Annotated in this window: 15 protein-coding genes and 1 tRNA gene; 13 read left to right on the forward strand and 3 right to left on the reverse strand. The window is 68.2% G+C overall.

Features of this window, described 5'->3' with window-relative positions:
- Positions 1–9: 9 nt before the first annotated feature.
- Positions 10–1497, reverse strand: coding sequence for a DUF7289 family protein (locus DVR07_RS04455; protein ID WP_162829424.1), 1488 nt, complete (start codon positions 1495–1497; stop codon positions 10–12).
- Positions 1498–1798: 301 nt separating this feature from the next.
- On the opposite strand from DVR07_RS04455, the gene DVR07_RS22475 reads away from it, so the two are divergent.
- From DVR07_RS22475 to DVR07_RS04500, 11 genes are all read left to right on the forward strand, one after another.
- On the forward strand, positions 1799–1930 hold the full coding sequence (locus DVR07_RS22475) for a hypothetical protein (protein ID WP_255457458.1): 132 nt from the start codon (positions 1799–1801) through the stop codon (positions 1928–1930).
- 105 nt (positions 1931–2035) lie between these two features.
- Positions 2036–2365, forward strand: a complete 330-nt coding sequence (locus DVR07_RS04460) for a HalOD1 output domain-containing protein (RefSeq protein WP_240147434.1) — start codon at positions 2036–2038, stop codon at positions 2363–2365.
- A gap of 419 nt (positions 2366–2784) precedes the next feature.
- Positions 2785–2973 carry a hypothetical protein gene (locus tag DVR07_RS04465; protein WP_115795555.1) on the forward strand — a complete coding sequence of 63 codons (189 nt, stop codon included), beginning with the start codon at positions 2785–2787 and terminating at the stop codon, positions 2971–2973.
- 148 nt (positions 2974–3121) lie between these two features.
- Complete coding sequence (gene eif1A, locus DVR07_RS04470; protein ID WP_115795556.1) at positions 3122–3409, forward strand: translation initiation factor eIF-1A; 288 nt, start codon at positions 3122–3124, stop codon at positions 3407–3409.
- A gap of 353 nt (positions 3410–3762) precedes the next feature.
- On the forward strand, positions 3763–4602 hold the full coding sequence (cobA, locus tag DVR07_RS04475) for a uroporphyrinogen-III C-methyltransferase (RefSeq protein WP_205410970.1): 840 nt from the start codon (positions 3763–3765) through the stop codon (positions 4600–4602).
- Between the two features lie 317 nt (positions 4603–4919).
- A complete protein-coding gene (locus DVR07_RS04480; RefSeq protein ID WP_115795558.1) occupies positions 4920–6686 on the forward strand; it encodes a nitrite/sulfite reductase in 1767 nt (588 codons plus the stop codon).
- A complete protein-coding gene (locus DVR07_RS04485; RefSeq protein WP_115795559.1) occupies positions 6686–6982 on the forward strand; it encodes a DUF6360 family protein in 297 nt (98 codons plus the stop codon). Before DVR07_RS04480 ends, DVR07_RS04485 begins: the two co-directional genes overlap by 1 nt.
- 108 nt (positions 6983–7090) lie before the next feature.
- On the forward strand, positions 7091–9211 hold the full coding sequence (gene nasA / locus DVR07_RS04490) for an assimilatory nitrate reductase NasA (RefSeq protein WP_115795560.1): 2121 nt from the start codon (positions 7091–7093) through the stop codon (positions 9209–9211).
- Positions 9208–10560 (forward strand): MFS transporter, encoded by a 1353-nt coding sequence (locus tag DVR07_RS04495; RefSeq protein ID WP_115795561.1) that lies wholly within the window; start codon positions 9208–9210, stop codon positions 10558–10560. Before nasA ends, DVR07_RS04495 begins: the two co-directional genes overlap by 4 nt.
- Positions 10560–10688, forward strand: a complete 129-nt coding sequence (locus tag DVR07_RS22480) for a hypothetical protein (protein ID WP_255457459.1) — start codon at positions 10560–10562, stop codon at positions 10686–10688. The genes DVR07_RS04495 and DVR07_RS22480 overlap by 1 nt, the downstream gene beginning before the upstream one ends.
- A gap of 96 nt (positions 10689–10784) precedes the next feature.
- On the forward strand, positions 10785–11402 hold the full coding sequence (locus tag DVR07_RS04500) for a molybdenum cofactor guanylyltransferase (protein WP_115795562.1): 618 nt from the start codon (positions 10785–10787) through the stop codon (positions 11400–11402).
- Between the two features lie 51 nt (positions 11403–11453).
- Here the strand turns inward: DVR07_RS04500 and DVR07_RS04505 are convergent, their stop codons facing one another.
- Entirely contained in the window at positions 11454–13922 is a 2469-nt protein-coding gene (locus DVR07_RS04505; protein WP_115795563.1) for a GAF domain-containing protein, read from the reverse strand.
- 197 nt (positions 13923–14119) lie between these two features.
- Here DVR07_RS04505 and DVR07_RS04510 point away from each other — a divergent pair, with 197 nt between their 5' ends.
- A complete protein-coding gene (locus DVR07_RS04510; protein ID WP_115795564.1) occupies positions 14120–15658 on the forward strand; it encodes an FAD-dependent oxidoreductase in 1539 nt (512 codons plus the stop codon).
- Between the two features lie 120 nt (positions 15659–15778).
- Positions 15779–16417, forward strand: coding sequence for a hypothetical protein (locus tag DVR07_RS21345; RefSeq protein ID WP_162829425.1), 639 nt, complete (start codon positions 15779–15781; stop codon positions 16415–16417).
- Positions 16418–16524: 107 nt separating this feature from the next.
- Here DVR07_RS21345 and DVR07_RS04515 read toward each other — a convergent pair.
- Positions 16525–16596 (reverse strand) — tRNA-Ala (locus DVR07_RS04515).
- Between the last annotated feature and the right edge of the window lie 26 nt (positions 16597–16622).

Here is a 16622-nt window from a genome sequence, read left to right on the forward strand (position 1 = left end):
GGCGCGCGACTACTTCGTCTCGACCTCGATCTCGTTCTCGGTGACGTGGAGGTACGTGATGTACCTGCCGCCGCCGCCGTACTCGATGGTGCCGTACGACGCGCCCTCGTTGACCGTGTCCCCTCCCTTGTCGGCGACGGTGAGATCGAAGCTGCCCAGCTCGGAGAAGTAGTGATTGAGGAGTCGGTCGAGCGACTCCTGATCGCCCGAGGCGTAGGACTTCGACTCCCAGTAGACGCCGTGGCCGCCGAGGCTCGCCGAGCCGTCGAGCGTGCTGCCCGACGGATTGAACTCCAGAGTCTCGCCCGAAGACAGCCCCTGGTACGTCAGCATCGGGTCGCCGGTCTCGACGTCGTGGATGCCGCCGGACTCGGCCGGGTCGTCGTCGGCGAAGTCCAGCACCATCCGGATCTCGTCGTCCCCGTCGGCGTCGAAGTCGCCGCACTCCGACTCGAAGGCGTCCGGCGCGTACCATCCGTGGTAGGTGTTCCCGTCGTCGGTCGAGTAGTAGACCGTCGCCGACGCCGTGATGCTGCAGTCGGAACCGCCGCTCTTGCGGACGTGGAGTTCGAACTCCGTGGCCCCCTCGTCGACGTACATCGACCACTTGAGGTTGGCGAAGTTCGCGCTGTCGGCGTCGTCGGGCCGGACGGTGACCCGGAAGTTCGACATCCCGTGACCGCCGACGCCCCGGACGTCCACCGAACTGTCCTCGCCCGGCATCTCGAAGAAGCCCGTGTCGCCCGTGCTGATGAGTCTGACGACGACCGTCTGGTTGCCCTCGTAGGCGTCGACCTCGGCGGTCGTCCGCTCTCGGAAGTACGTCGCCCACCCCTCGTAGAACCGACTCTCGACGGATATCCGCACCTGTCCGTGCTCCGAGGGATTCGCGTATGCGGTCCCGTCTGGATACGTCCGGGACGCGTTGGGGTAGACGTGTTCCATCGCGGCGCCCGACGTCACCCGGACGGTCGAACTTCCCGAGGCGCCGCCGGAGCCGGTCACTCGAACCAGTGGGAACGTCAGCGTCGACCCGCGGTAGTGGAACTCCGGCGGCGACACCATCGACACGCCGCCGTTCCCGTCGCGTCGCCAGACGCCGCCTCCCTGGTAGACGAGTTCCGTGTCCCGGTTCTCGTACACCAGCGCCCCGAGGGTGGTCTCGTTGATGACTCTGTCGTTGCCGTTCCCGTCGTAGTTGACGTGCTCGATGGTCACCTTCCCCGCTCCGGGCTCGGGGTGTAACGTCCCGGTCGTTCCGCCGAAGTCGACCGTCTGGACGTCGGCGTCGCCGAGCGCCACCTTCGCCGCCCGGGAGTCGAAGACGGTCATGGCGAGTTCGGCCTGCCGGAGCTCGGCCGACGAACGGGTGTCTTCCAGCGACGCCCCGCCGTAGCCGAGGATGAGGCCGGTCCCGGCGACGGTGACGGCGAGCAGCAGCACGACGCCGAGCGTCTCGGTCTGGCCCCGGTCCGGCGAACCGCTCGCTCGCGACATGTTTCCGCTTCGTTTCGGGCCGGATAGCTTAAATCTGATGGGCAATCGGACCGCGAATCTGCGGTCGGACGCCGCCCTTCCGGTTCGCTCGGCGCGGCCGATCGGTACCGGGCGTCGGAAGGAGTCCGTGGAATGGGTCCGCGAGTCGAGTCGTCCGGTCGGCGGGACGGAACCGCGGTCCGGATCATCTGGTCGGTGGAACGGACCGCAGGGTCGCCGGTGGCAGTCCGGTCCGTCGCCGGTCCCGTCTACCGAGGGGCCCGCCCACAACTGATACCCGCGTGTCGACAGTAGTGGACGTGTGCCCAACATCTCGACAGTCGTGATGCTGCTCGGCGCCGGACTGTTCGTCCTCCCGATTCCGGGAACGTTCATCCTCGGCGGTCTCGTGATGTTCGTCGGTATCGGGGTGTACCTGCTCGCCGACCGGTAGCCGACGCGACGCCGTCGAACCAGGACCGAAAATCGGCCGCCATCTGGTACTTTGGACTACCGGTAGACCTTTGTAGGGTCCACCCTGAGAGAGCATAGCTATCGAATGAGCATGTCGAGAAACAACATAGAGCCCGTGGAGATCGAGTCACCGTCCGGGGACGGCGGGGTCACCTCTACCTACGTCCTGGACATCAGCGATCACATGCTGGCGGGCGAAGTGTGCACCGGTCTGGCGATGGCGCTCTCGGAGATCGTGGAGCGCGATCCCGCCCGGATGACGCCCCTGAGCTCGGTCGTGGACTGCGACGCCCTCCAGATGCTGTTCCACACCCGACGCTACGGCGACCTCCGCGACGAGCTCTCGGTGTCGTTCCCGTACGACGTCTACGAGGTCACGGTCTACTCGAGCGGCCGCGTCGTCGTCCAGGAGTAAGGGCGACGCGCGCCTGTATTTGTGGGCCGGACTCTCCAGTCACTCCTTTCGGGCGGATCCGGCGACAGTATTTCGACGGTGCGGCTGATGCGGTAGCACGTGTCAACCGTCTCGGACCGCTTCGACCGACGACTCGTCGGACTCGTCGCCGTTCTGGTGGGAGCGGCGGTGCTGCAGGTCGTCGCCGTCGGGGGACCGGCGACGACGTCCGACTGGTCGTCATCGGAACGGCGAGCATCGTCATGTCCTCGCGCTCGGCGCGGTGGCGTGGCTATCCGCGGCGGGACGAGCGAGTCCGGCGGCGAACCCGGCCGACCGGGACCGCGGCGCCGCGCGGGCCGACCGGAATGAGATAGTCCGACGGTCGTCGGTCCGCTCGCGGCCAACAGTGATGTGGTCGGGCCGCGTACGTCCGCCGGATGCGCGAACTCCTCGGACCGACCTATCGCAACCTCGCCGCGCTCGCCGTCGTCGGGGCGATTCTCGCCGTCGCGTTCGTCGCCGCCGACCCGCTGGTCCGGTACGCGGCGTGGCTGGTCGCGTTCGCGGTGTGGATGGCGTGGTTCGTGACCGTCGCGCGCGAGTGGATCTCCCGGGCGGATTTCTGAGACGCTCCGGGGTCGGTTCGGCGTCGCTCGTCCGACCCTGGTTCCCCCTACGACCGGGGTACGGACCGCAAACTCGCCCGTACGAACGGGCCCCGTCACTCCGTCCCACGATAGAACCGTTTAAAAGTCCTCGCCACCTATCACGCTTGTGAGTGAAGAATCTGGACGACGGAACCTCCGCATGCCCGACGACGACGAGCAGTTCGCCATCGTGACGGAGATGCTCGGCAAGAACCGCGTGCGCCTTCGCTGCAACGACGGCGTTGAACGCATGGGCCGGATTCCGGGCCGCATGCGCAAGCGCATCTGGATCCGTCGCGACGACATCGTGCTGTGCGAGCCGTGGGACTGGCAGGACGAGAAGGCCGACATCGAGTGGCGGTACGACGGCTCCGCGCAGGACCAGCTCCGGCGCGAAGGTCACATCAACGTCTGACTCCGGCGCGAAGGTCACATCAACGTCTGACTCCGACGAGGTCGACAACGGCGGCTGTTTCTCGCTGTCCGCTCGTCGGTAACCGATAGCCACCGCCGGGCCGAGTGGCGCGCGACGGTCACCGCATGCGGCGCACTGGCAATTTCGATGACCCCGAGGACTGCAGACCGAACGTCGACTTCCCTACCCAATCACAATACATACAACGTGTATAATCGGATTATAGGTGTGGAATGGGATGCAACAATCGGATAATCTGCACGCACACGAAATTTTTTACGGATGGTCGGCGATGCCAAGACGATGACTACCGCAGCGCGCCTCGACCGCGACCGACTCCGGGAGGGAGCGAGGTGACCCTCGCGAGCGACGGCACCGTGTACCTGGTCGGCGCTGGGCCGGGCGACCCCGACCTGCTGACCGTCAAGGCGCGGCGCCTGCTCGACGAGGCCGACGTCGTCCTCCACGACAGGCTGGCCGGCGACGACGTCCTCGCGACGTGTCCCGACTCCGCCGAGGTCGTCGACGTGGGCAAGAAACCCGGCCCCGACGGCGAGCGGACCACTCAGGAGGAGATCAACGCCCTGCTCGTCCGGAAAGCGCGGAGCGGCCGCGACGTCGTCCGGCTCAAGGGCGGCGACCCGACGGTGTTCGGCCGGGGCGGCGAGGAGAGCGAGCACCTCGCGGCCGCCGGCGTCGACTTCGAGGTGGTCCCAGGGATCACGAGCGCCGTCGCCGCGCCCGCGGTGGCGGGCATCCCGCCGACCCACCGCGACTGTGCCTCGAGTCTGACCGTGGTCACCGGCCACGAGGACCCGACCAAGGCCGAGAGCGCGCTCGACTGGGAGTCGCTGGCGGGCAACGTCGCGGCCGGCGGGACGCTGGTCGTCCTGATGGGCGTGGGCCGGCTTCCCGACAACGTCGCGGCGCTCCGCGAGCGCGGCCTCGACGCCGACACGCCCGCGGCGATGGTCGAGCGGGCGACCCGCGAGGCGGAGTTCACCGTCACCGGCACGCTCGATACCATCGTCGAGCGCGCCCGCCGAGTCGGCGTCGACCCGCCCGCGGTCACCGTGGTCGGCGACGTGGTCGACGTCCGCGGCCGGGTCGCGGAGTACCTGCGGGGTGCGGGCGCGACCGGCGCCGTCGGCGGGGCCGAGCGCCCCGTCTCCGACAACAGGGGCGTCGAGTGATTGACCGGGTCGGTGGCAGTACTTGCGGTGGAGGGGGCTGAATTATTTGAGAATCTGAAGACCGACGGCTGGCGCGCTCGCCCGCCCCTCAGAGCCATTGCCAGAAAATGACGTTCTAAAACTATCCAGGGATTATTTTCCCTTTCTGGAACCCCACTTGTTTCCTAGTATGCACTCTTCACGTGAGAAAGGAGAATATTAGGACGTAATAGCAGTAGCCTTTAGGAAGCGTTCATTTTCGATATCAACCGTGAATTCGTGTACATACGAGGAGCTAATCGAGCCCGTTCTAGACGTTCGTAAGTCGGAGGGCGGTCATGGCTCATAAAAAAGAAGAGTACAAGCAGGGGCTGTACGGCGACGAGGTGCGGGAGAAGATACTCGAGTTCGCCGACCGGGGCTGGGACGCCATCCCGGAGGACGAGAAGGACGCGTGGTTCTCCCGGTTCAAGTTCTGGGGCGTGTTCCACCAGCGCAGCGGCCAGGAGAGCTACTTCATGATGCGGCTGACCAACTGCGGCGGCGTGCTCGACCCCGGCCAGCTCCGGGCTATCGGCGAGGTCGCTCGCGAGTACGCCGCCGGCCCGGTCGAGAACCCCGAGTTCGGCGACGCGTGGATCGACCTCACCACCCGTCAGTCGGTCCAGCTCCACTGGATCAAGCTCGAGGACGTCCCCGCGATCTGGGAGAAGCTCGAGTCCGTCGGCGTGAGTTCGCGCTCGGCCGGCGGCGACACCATGCGCAACATCTCGGGCTGTCCGGTCGCGGGCAAGGCCGAGGAGTACGTCGAGACCCGCAACCTGCTCGACGACATCCAGGCGGGGATTCGGGGAGACGACGCGCTCTGCAACATGCCCCGGAAGTTCAACATCTCGGTGACGGGGTGTCGCCAGGGCTGCGCCCAGGACTCCATCAACGACGTCGGGCTCGAACCCGCCCACAAGTTCGTCGACGGGGAGGAGGTCAAGGGCTTCAACGTCCGGGTCGGCGGCGGTCTCGGCGGTCGCGAGCCCCGTCGGGCCCGGTCGCTCGACCTGTTCGTCCGGCCCGAGCGTGCCTACGAGACGGTCCGGGCGTTCGTCGAACTCTACCACGACGAGGGGAACCGACAGAACCGCTCGAAGAACCGGGCGCGCTTCTTCGTCGACGAATGGGGCACCGACGAGATCCGCGACGCGCTCGCAGACCGACTCGACTTCGAGCTGGAGCGGGCCGGTACGAGCTTCCGCGGGGAGTACACCTACAACGCCGGCCGCCCGACCGAGCGCGGCGCCCACGACCACGTAGGCGTCTACGACCAGACGGACGGCCGCAACTACGTCGGCCTCTCGGTGCCGGTGGGTCGACTCGCGGCAGAGGAGGCCATCGAGCTCGCCGACCTCGCCGACGCCTACGGCTCGGGCGAGGTCCGGCTGACCCGCCGCCAGAACCCCATCATCACGGACGTGCCCGACGGGAACCTCGCGAACCTGCTGAACGAGCCCCTGCTAAAGAAGCACAAGCCCGAGCCAAACCCCTTCACCCGGGGCGCGATGGCCTGCACGGGCACGGAGTTCTGCTCGCTCGCGCTGACCGAGACCAAGGCCCGGACGGCCCGGACCCTGCGGTGGCTCCGGGACAACACCGAACTCCCGCCGGACGTCGACCGCATCAAGATCCACTACTCGGGCTGCACGGCCGACTGCGGCCAGGCGATGACCGCCGACATCGGCATCCAGGGGATGCGCGGCCGGAAGGACGACGAGATGGTCGAGGCGCTCGACGTCGGCGTCGGCGGCGGCATCGGCGAGGAGCCGACGTTCATCGAGTGGGTCCGCCAGCGCGTCCCCGCCGACGAGGTGCCGGGGATGATCCGCAACCTGGTCGAGGCGTTCGCCGCGCTCCGCGAGGAGGGCCAGACCTTCCGGGAGTGGGTCGACGCCACCGGCCACGAGACCATCGTGGAACTCGCCGAACCCGAGGAGGTCTCCGGGTACGACGACCCCTGCCTCCACGACGCCAAGCAGTCGTGGTACCCGTTCGACGACGGCGTCAGCCCCGCGCCCACCGCGGCCGACGGGACGCCCATCGAGGGGGGCGACTGATGGCGGGCCGCGTGCTCGACGTGACCGCCTACACCACCCTCGACTTCGTCGAGGCGGCGACCCGCGGCGACGGCTGGCGCGAGGAGGGGACCGCGGTGCTCGACGTGCGGTCGCCGGTCGAGGAGCCCGACACCGTGGTCCTCGACTTCGAACCCGACCCCGCCTCTGTCGAGCGCGTCGAACCCCACGCCCACAGCGTCTCGCTCACGGCCGACCAGGCCCGGACGCTGGTCGAGGCGCTGGAGGAGGCGATCGACGACGAGGGGAGCGAGCGCCCCCGCCGCCTGCGGGGCTGACCGGAGGAGACGAATGACGACACAACAGAATCCGACTTCGACAGCGGCCGGTAGACCGCTCGCTTCCCGAATCGACCGCCCCGACCCCGCTCGGGAGGTGACGCGGGCGTGACCGAGTGGACCTCGACGACGTGCATGCGCTGCGCCGTCGGCTGCGGTCACGTCCAGCGCGGGGTCGACGTCGGTCACGGCCTCGACACGGTTCGGGGCGACCCGGCCCACCCGGTGAACCGCGGGCTGGCCTGCCAGCGGGGCGTCCGCGAGACCGCCGACCCCGACGGCGAGTGGCTCGCCAAGCCGCTGGTCCGGCGCGACGGCGAGCTCCGGAAGACCACCTGGGACCTCGCGCTGGCCCGCATCGTCGAGCGGTTCGGCCGGATCCTGGAGCGGAACCGGGACGGAATCGCCGTGCTCGGGAGCGGCCAGCAGACCAACGAGGCCGCCTACGCCCTCGGGAAACTCGCCCGCGGCGGCTTCGGCACCCGGTACTACGACGCGAACACCACCCTCTGCATGGCGAGCGCGGTGACGGCTTACTACGACGCGTTCGGCAGCGACGCGCCGCCGCCGACCTACGACGACGTCCCCGAGGCCGACACCCACGTCGTCTGGGGCGCGAACCCCGCGGTCGCCCACCCGGTGATGTTCCGGTGGATCGCCGACAGCGCCGGCGGGGACGACGGCGAACTGATCGTCGTCGACCCCGTCGAGACCGAGACGGCGGCGGTCGCCGACGCCCACGTGGCCCTCGAACCGGGCGGCGACCTCGACCTGGCCCGCGCCGTCCTCGCCCGCGCCGTCGAGACCGGCCGGGTCGACGAGGCGTTCGTCGACGAGGCGACCGCCGGCTTCGAGGAACTTCGCGCCGACCTGCCTGACCCCGAGACGGCGGCCGAGCGCGCGGGCGTCGACGCCGAGGTCGTCGAGACGCTGGCGGCGGCCTTCGAGGAACCGACGCTGGTCTACTGGGGCATGGGCGTCAACCAGAGCACGCAGGGCACCGACACCGCGGGCGCGCTGATCGACCTCTGTCTGGCGACCGGGAACCTCGGGCCGGGGAGCGGGCCGTTCTCGCTGACCGGCCAGGCCAACTCGATGGGCACGCGGGTCTGCTCCTCGAAGGGGACCTGGCCCGGTCACCGCGACTTCGGAGACGCCGACGCCAGAGCGACCGTCGCGGACGCCTGGGACGTCCCGGTCGAGCGCCTGCCCGACGACTCCGGGCCGGGTCCCGTCGGCACCCTCGACGCCGTCGCGGACGGCCCGGTCGAGGCGGTGTACGCCGTGGCGACCAACCCCGTCGCGGGCATGCCGGATGCCTCGGATGCGGCGGCGAAGCTGGACGACGCCTTCCTCGTGGTCCAGGACACGTTCCGGACCGAGACCACCGAACTCGCCGACGTCGTGCTGCCGGCCGCGACCTGGGGCGAGTCCGACGGGACCGCGATGAACATGGAGCGGACCGTCTCGCGGGTCCGGCCCGCGACCGACCTCCCGAGCGGCATCCGGACCGACCTCGACATCGTCACCACCGTCGGGGACGCGCTGGTCGACGGGCTGTTCGGCGAGAACACCGACCCGAAGTCGGTGTTCGCCGAGTTCGCCGCCCTGACCGCGGGGACGCCCGCCGACTGTTCGGGCATCGGGTACGACCGGCTCGATGCGGAGCTCGCGGTCCGATGGCCCGCACCCGACGCCGAGGTGAGCGGGGGCTACCGGTACCACCACGACGGCGAGTGGTCGTTCCCGACGCCCTCGGGGAGGGCCCGGTTCGCCGGCGGCACCGGCCGGGAGCTCCCCGAACCGCCCGACGAGGAGTACCCGCTCACCCTGACGACCGCGCGGGAGGCCGACGGCTACAACACGGGCGTGCGGAGTCGGGAGTCGCCCGACGACCCCGGGGACCTGGTCGCCCGAATCCACCCCGATACGGTGGCGGCGCATCTCGCCGACACCGGCGAGAATGACCTCGGCGAGAACGACTCCGGTGAGACCGACTCCGTCAGCGTCGAGTCCCGGCGCGGGAGCGTCCGGGCTCGGATCGAGGTAGACGAGGCGGTCCGCCCCGGCCTGGTCTGGCTGCCCGTCCACCACCCCGCGACCAACGAGCTGACGGTGCCGGCGACCGACCCCCGGTCGGACGAGCCGAACTTCAAGCAGTGCGCGGTGCGGCTGGTCGCCGCCCGCGAGGCGGTCGCGGTCGAGACCGCGGGGAGTGAGCTCGCGTGACCAACAAGATCGAGCAGCTGGTCATCGCGACGGTCGGCTTCTTCTGGGCGTTCCTCATGTGGTTCTCGACCGCCGCGTTCAGTCCGAGCATCGGCGCGTTCTACGGGCTCACGACCGGCCAGCTCGCGCTGCTGGCGAGCTCGGCCATCTGGCTCGCGCCGCCGGGCCGGGTGCTGGCGGGCTGGGCGGCCGACCGGCTCGGCGCCCACAACGTCTTCGCGGTCATCCTGGCGTACTCCGGGCTGATGAGCATCGCCTCGTCGTTCGCGGCGTCCTACGAGGTGCTGTTCGTCGAGCGCCTCGTCGTGGCGTCGGCGGGCATCAGCTTCGTCGTGGGCATCCAGCACGTCGCCCAGTGGTTCGACGAGCACGAGATCGGCACCGCAGAGGGGCTGTACGCCGGCACCGGCAACGCCGGGGCGGGCGTCGGCGCGCTCGTACTACCGCGGGTGTACGAGACCAACTTCTCGGACGCCTTCCTCCACCTGGGTATCGTGGCGCTGCTCATCGCGGTCGTCTACAAGTGGCGGGGCGAGCCCGCCCGCGACGTCGAGACCGCCGAGACCGTCAGGCGCAACGCCTCGCTGGGCGATACGCTGTTCGTCTGGACGCGCTACGCCGCCATCGGGCTGATGCTGGCCTACGCGATGTCGTTCGGCCTGGAGATCGCGATGAACTCCTGGCTGCCGAGCTACTACGCCGAGGGGTTCGACGCCGCGATCGGCGACCTCGGGTTCGCCGGGACCGCGGCCATCCAGACCGCGGCCATCCAGACCGCGGCGGGCACCTTCGCGGCGGTCCAGTCGTTCAACGCCTCGCTGTTCCGGCCGTTCTCCGGCTACGTCTCGGACCTGTGGCAGCGCAAGGGGTGGACGCCCTACCCGTTCCTGTCGACGACCCAGGAGTACTCCCCGCGGGTCCACTGGTTGATGACCGCGCTGGTGCTCATCGCGGCGGCGATGGTCGCGCTGACGCTCGCCGGCCTGGCCGGCGCGCTGCCGGCGTCGGTCGTCGTGCTCGCCGTCTTCGGCGTCACCGTCAGCTTCGGCACCGGCGGCGTCTTCGCCATCGTGCCGGTGTTGTTCGACGAGCGACCGGGCACCGCTTCGGGGTTCATCGGGGGCGTCTCCACCAGCGGCGGCATCGTCTACCCGCTGGTGTACGGCTACGTCCCGAACATCCACCTGGGCTACGCGGTGGTCGCCGCGGTGTTCTTCGTCCCGTTCGTCCTGTTCTACGTCTGGGCGATGCGCCACGAGGACGACCCCCGCGAGCGCGGCATCGGGTCGGCCCGCCGGTGGCTCTCGGACGACGGGCAGTCCGCGACCGTCCCGGGAGGCGACGACTGATGGCCGAGTACGGCGCCTGGTACCGATGGGGCAAGGCGGTCCTCTACGCCGAGATGGTCATCGCAATCCTGCTCACGGTGTTCGCGCTCTACATGGCGTTCACCGGGCGAGCGGGGTTCCTCACCTGACGATGCGGAGGGTGGCCCGCGCGACGACCCAGTTAGCGGTCCCCGTGACGATGCGGGCGGAGGTGGTGACGCGATGACGCGGCCGGAGGGTCCGACGTGACGACGCGGGCGGGCGTCGTGGTCGCCGGCGGCCGGTCGCGGCGGTTCGGCGGCTCCGAGAAGGCGCTCGCCGAGTTCGACGGCGACCCGCTCCTGCGCCGGACCGCCGACCGGGTGAGCGCGGTCGTCGACGAACTCGTCGTGAACTGCCGCGCCGGGCAGGTCGACCCGTTCCGTCGCGCCCTGACGGACGCATCGTACGACCCGCGGTTCGCCGTCGACGCGGTGCCCGACCGCGGACCCGTGGCCGGGATGGCGACGGGTCTCCGCGCTGCCGACGAGCCCGTCGCGGTCGTGACGGCCTGCGACATGCCGACTCTCGACCCGGCGTTCCTGGCGTCGCTGTTCGCGGACGCTCGCGGCGCTACCGGCGCCGTCCCGACGTTCGACGGTCGCCGGCAACCGCTCGCCGCGGTCTACCGGGTCGAGCCGACCGTCGAAGCGTGCGTCGCCGCGCTCGACTCGGAGGCCGACGCGGGGTTCGGCGGCGTCCTGGACCGCCTCGACCCGGTCGTCGTTCCGGAGGCGACGGTCCGCGAGCGCACCGACGGCGCCACGTTCCGGAACGTGAACGCCCGGTCGGACCTGCGGACGGACGAGGCGTCGCTCCGATAGGGCGCGGCCGACGCTGGCGGGGCAGGGCGTTGCGTCGAGAGAACGGAGGCTCTATTCGGTCAGTACGGTGACGTCGGTGATCTCGAGTCGAGTCCCGCCGTCGGTCCCCTCGGCGACGGTCACGTCCCACCCGTGGGCGTCGCAGACCTGCTTCACGATGGAGAGCCCGAGCCCCGTTCCGCCCTCCTCGGTCGAGTACCCCATCTCGAACACCTCGGTCCGCCGTTCCGGGGGGATGCCGCGACCGTCGTCCTCGACGAAGAACCCGCCGACGGACTCGTCCGTCGAGCCTCCGCTCGCGTTGCTCGCGGAGACATCTTCCAGGACGCCGACCCGGACCGTCACGTCGGGGCCGCCGTGCTCGACGGCGTTGCGGAAGAGGTTCTCCAGGAGCTGTCGGACCAGCCCGTCGTCGGCCCGGACGTCGCGGTCGGCGTCGACGGCGAGCGTCGCGCCCTCGGTCTCGACGTTCCGCCAGCACCGCTCGACCGTCTCCGCGAGGTCGACGGGGCCGGTCCGGGTCGCGGTCCGCCCCTGGCGGGCGAGCGTCAGGAGGTCGTCGATGAGGGTCTCCATCCGGTCGTGGGCCCGGGCCACGTCGTCGAGGTGCGGGCTCTCGCACTCCTCGCGGGCGAGCTCGAGCCGGCCCTGGGCGACGTTCAGCGGGTTGCGCAGGTCGTGGGAGACGATGCCGGCGAAGTCGTCGAGCCGCTCGTTCCGGCGGCGGAGCTCGCGCTCGCCTTCGAGTCGGTCGAGCGCCCGGGCGGCGTGGGAGACCAGCAGTTCGGCCAGTTCCCGGTCGTGCTCGTCGAACGCCCCGACGCGCTCGCTCACGGTCTGGAAGACCCCGTGGTCGCCGATAGGCACGCTGAGCGCCGCCCGGTACGGGCCCTGCGGGTTGGCCTCGTCTACCGACTGCACGTCGTCGTACCGGAACGACTCGCCGGCCCGGTAGGTCTTCCCGGCGATGCCCTCGTCGACCGACATCGGCGTCGCGGCGTCCGGCGGCAGGTCCTCGGAGATGGCCATTATCGGGAGGGTCCCGTCCTCTTCGAGGTTGACCACGCAGAGGTCGAAGTCGAGGATGGTCTCGGCGACGTCGACCGTGCGCCGGCAGATCTCCCGGCGCGTGTCGTACGACGTGATGTCGGTCGCGATGTCGTGGAGCTCCTTCAGGGCCGCCTCGTACGCCCGCTGTCGCCGGTTGTTGAGCAGCCGGAGGACCTGGTCGGCGAGTTCGCCCGCGAACCGGAGTTCGTCGTCGGTCCACTCGCGGGGCTCGCCGGCGTGCTCGTGGCAGAGGACCCCGACGACCTCGCCGCCCGATCGGACCGTGGCGTCGAGCATCGAGGTGATGCCGAGCCGGTCGAGGTACTCGTCGCGGAGCTCCGCGGTGCGCGGGTCGGTGCGGGCGTCGGTCGCGTCGACGACCCTGTGGCTCTCGAGCGCGTCGAAGTAGTCGGGGAGTTCGCTCGCGGTCAGTTCGGCCCCCGATTCGTGGGCGTCGGTCGCCCGCTCGTAGAGGTCGACGTTCCGGAGGACCGCGTTCCCGTTCTCGAACAGCCAGAGCCCGACGCGGTCGACGTCGAGGGCGTCGGCCGCCGCCTCGGTTATCGTCCGCGCGCCGCGGTCGAGGTCGCCCGCCGAGATGTCGTCGTCGACCGAGAGGTCGATGACGGTCCGTCGCTGCTCGCGCTGGCGCTCGCGGGCCCGGTACTCGTCGGTGACGTCCCGGAAGACGATGACGACCCCGAGGACGTCGCCGTCCTCGTTCTCGATGGGGGCCGCGCTGTCGGCGATGAACCGCTCTGACCCGCCCCTCCGTTTGAGGACGGTCCCGTTCGCGAGCCCGACGATCCGCCCGGTGTCGAGGACCTTCTCGGCCGGGTTCGGCTCGGGGTCGCGGGTCTCCTGGTTCAGGATCTCGAACACCTCCGGGAGCGGGCGGCCGACCGCGTCGGCGGACGTCCACCCCGTGAGCTCCTCGGCGACGGAGTTCATCCGGGTGATACGGCCGTCGACGTCGGTCGTGATGACCGCGTCGCCGATGGACTCGAGGACCCGCCGCAGGTTCCCCTCCCGGCGTTCGAGCCGGTTCCGCGTGCGGTGGTGGTCGACCTCCTGGCGGACGGCCTCCGCGAGCACGCCGTACTGGGCGGTCGGGTCGCCGCCCTTCCGGACGTACCGGTCGGCGCCGAGGTTTAGCGCGTCTATCGCGACCTCCTTGCGGCCCTTCCCGGTGAACAGCACGAACGGGACGTCGCTCCCGCGCTCCTCGCGGACGGTCTCCAGGACCGCCAGGCCGTCCATCTCGGGCATCTGGTAGTCGCAGACCACGACGTCGAACTCCCGGCGGTCGAGCAGTTCGAGGCCGCGCTGCGGGGACGCGGCGGTCTCGACGCCGAGCCGCGGATTCTCGGTCTCGAGGAACTCCCGCGTGAGCTCGAGGAGCTGCTCGTCGTCGTCGACGTAGAGGACCGAGATCGGAGAATCCGACGGGGATGATTGCCTGTCCGACATTCAGGATATCTTTACCGAACAAGCTCGTAAATATGTTTCCAAAATTACCGCGAATGATGTTGGAAATAAAGAGTGTGCACGGGCGTCCCTCGATTTCGAGAGGCGCGCGGGACGCCGCCCGTGTCACTGCGGGATGCTACCGCGGCACTGAACCGTCGAAGCTATTATTGTCCGCGGGTATCCGCGATGTAGTAGTCATGAACGGCACGGTAGACGACGTGACCATCGCGGGCGGGGGCGACGTGGGGCTGCTGACGGCGCTGGCCGTCCGGCGGATGAACCCGGGCGTCGACGTGTCGGTGGTCGACGACTTCCAGCAGGCGGTGCCGCAGGTCGGCAAGAGCACCTACCGGGAGATACAGACCATCCTCCACGGGTCGCTCGGCATCGACGAACCGCGGTTCGTCTCGGAGGTCAAGCCCGTCTGGAAGGCGTCGGTGTACTTCCGGGACTGGTGTGACTCCCCCGAGTTCCAGTACCCGTTCGACCCGCCGGACAAGTACCCCGACGCCGACACGCCGAACGCGGTCGAGCACTACTACCACCACTACGACGAGCTCTACGACAGCCCCGACCACCTGACGAAGTGCGAGCAGTTGGTCGCGCAGGGCAAGTCGCCGTGGTTCTACGGGCCCGACGGCGACCTCGACCGGTACGACAAGGTCGCCTACCACCTCGACACCCAGCGGTTCAACGGCTTCCTCCGGGAACTCTGCCGGGAGCGCGGCATTTCATTAATCGACGACGAGATCACGGCCGTCGAGACGACGGGGTCGCGCGTCGACCGCGTCCGGAGCAAGCAGCAGAGCTACGAGGCCGACCTGTTCGTCGACGCGACGGGGTTCAACCGCGTGCTCCGACGGGAGCAGGACGTCGCGTTCCGGGACTTCGGGTTCCCGCTCGACGCGGCGCTCAACGTTCGGATTCCCCTGTCGCTCGACGACGTCGTGCCCGCCACCGTCATCGAGACCGGCGACCAGGGCTGGTTCTGGCAGATCGACACCTACGACGACCGCGACCTGGGGTACGTCTTCGCCTCGGAGTACGCCGACGACGAGGCGGCCCTCGCGGAGTTCCGGGAGTTCGTCGCGTCGGTGGCCCCCGACGGCGCCGACCCGGACATCTCCGCGGACGACGTCGACCGCTACGACTTCTCGTCGGGCTACTACGAGCGTGCCTGGGTCGACAACTGCCTGGCCATCGGGAACGCCCAGGGGTTCGTCGAACCGCTCCAGTCGACCGCGCTCACCGCCAACGCCTCGCTCGCGCTCCAGTTCGCCAACCTCCTCTCGTCGCACGGCCGCGTCGCCGACGACGCGCTCCGGGACGCGTTCAGCACCTCGGTCGCCCGCACCTGGGAGTCCATCCACGACTTCATCGGCGTCCACTACGAGTACGCCTCGGGCGACACCGAGTTCTGGGAGGACGTCCGGTCGGCGGTGGGCAGCCCTCGGACCGAACTCGTCGCCGACGAGTTCGACCGGTACGGGTACGACTGGACCGTCGACACCGCGGACGCCACCCACCTGGCGGAACTCAAGATCTTCGCGCTACCGGACTTCTACACGGTCATGCGGAACATGGGCGCCACCTCGGAGTTCTACGAGGAGCACGACTTCGACGTGAGCGACGACGTTGTTCGTGAGAGAGACGAGTTCTACGAGGACGTGCGTGAGCAGGTCGAGCGGGACCACCTGACGGTGAAGCAACTGTACAAGGGTGTTATGGACTTCTGAGAATCAATTAAGAGCCGGCGAATCTCAATCCCCACTATGATCTCTATTGACGGATTAAATTATATTTAAATCTGCAAAAGGGTTTTATCTTCTATCTTCTTATACTATTTTACAGCTCGTATGACTGACTATCAACATGTGATGTATGCTTCTAAAAGCGCAGTAAAGCAAGCCTATTCCGAGTTATACGGTGATGTTGAACAAATAGAGATAGAGCGTGGGTCGCGTGTTATGGGGTCTGTTCGTGGTAAACTCGGCTCATTTTTCTCGTTCATTTCTAGCACCGTTTCTGGTGAGGTGACAAAATCTGAGATTCACAGTATAAACTTCGATGATGACATGCTAAAGGCCAAAAAGCTAGCCAATGAAATTCTCTCTGACGAGGAGATACCGAGTCTTTCGGAGGTTAGTGAGGAAGGTCTTGACCTAAGTCAGCTATATCGGTTTTCTTGTGAAGTTTCTACGAAGCCCTTTGAAAGCGATGTGGATGGAGAGACCTATATTGAAGTCGCAGGGCAAATTGGTGATGTGAAGTTCCGCGGTGAAACCTCAACCGATAATTGGGGAAGTCGAAGTCACGTTATTCAGTCTGTCCGCGCAGCAAAGTACGGTGAAACGTATCCATACCAGGGCTTGCTTTGGCCGATTCAGCGAACCGGCCATTCAGAGCATGCTGAAGAGTATGATGTACAGTTCTTGCTGATTTGTAGTCCTGAAAGGGAGTTACGAGATCGGTGGTACAATCAAATGAATCCATGATCAGGGGACAGAATTTTGGGAGAATGACTCGTCGGGACTGAGCGAACGCGGTTTGTTCGCGAAGGTCGACGAGTCCACGACTGACCGAGTGAAACGAGGGAAGGAAGTGGACTCGTCGGGATTTGAACCCGAGGCCTTCCCCGTGCCAGGGGGATGATCTACCGCTGATCTACGAGCCCTCGAACGCATCCCAACGTTGTCCGGG

The organism is Halorussus rarus, assembly GCF_003369835.1.
Classification (GTDB): domain Archaea; phylum Halobacteriota; class Halobacteria; order Halobacteriales; family Haladaptataceae; genus Halorussus; species Halorussus rarus.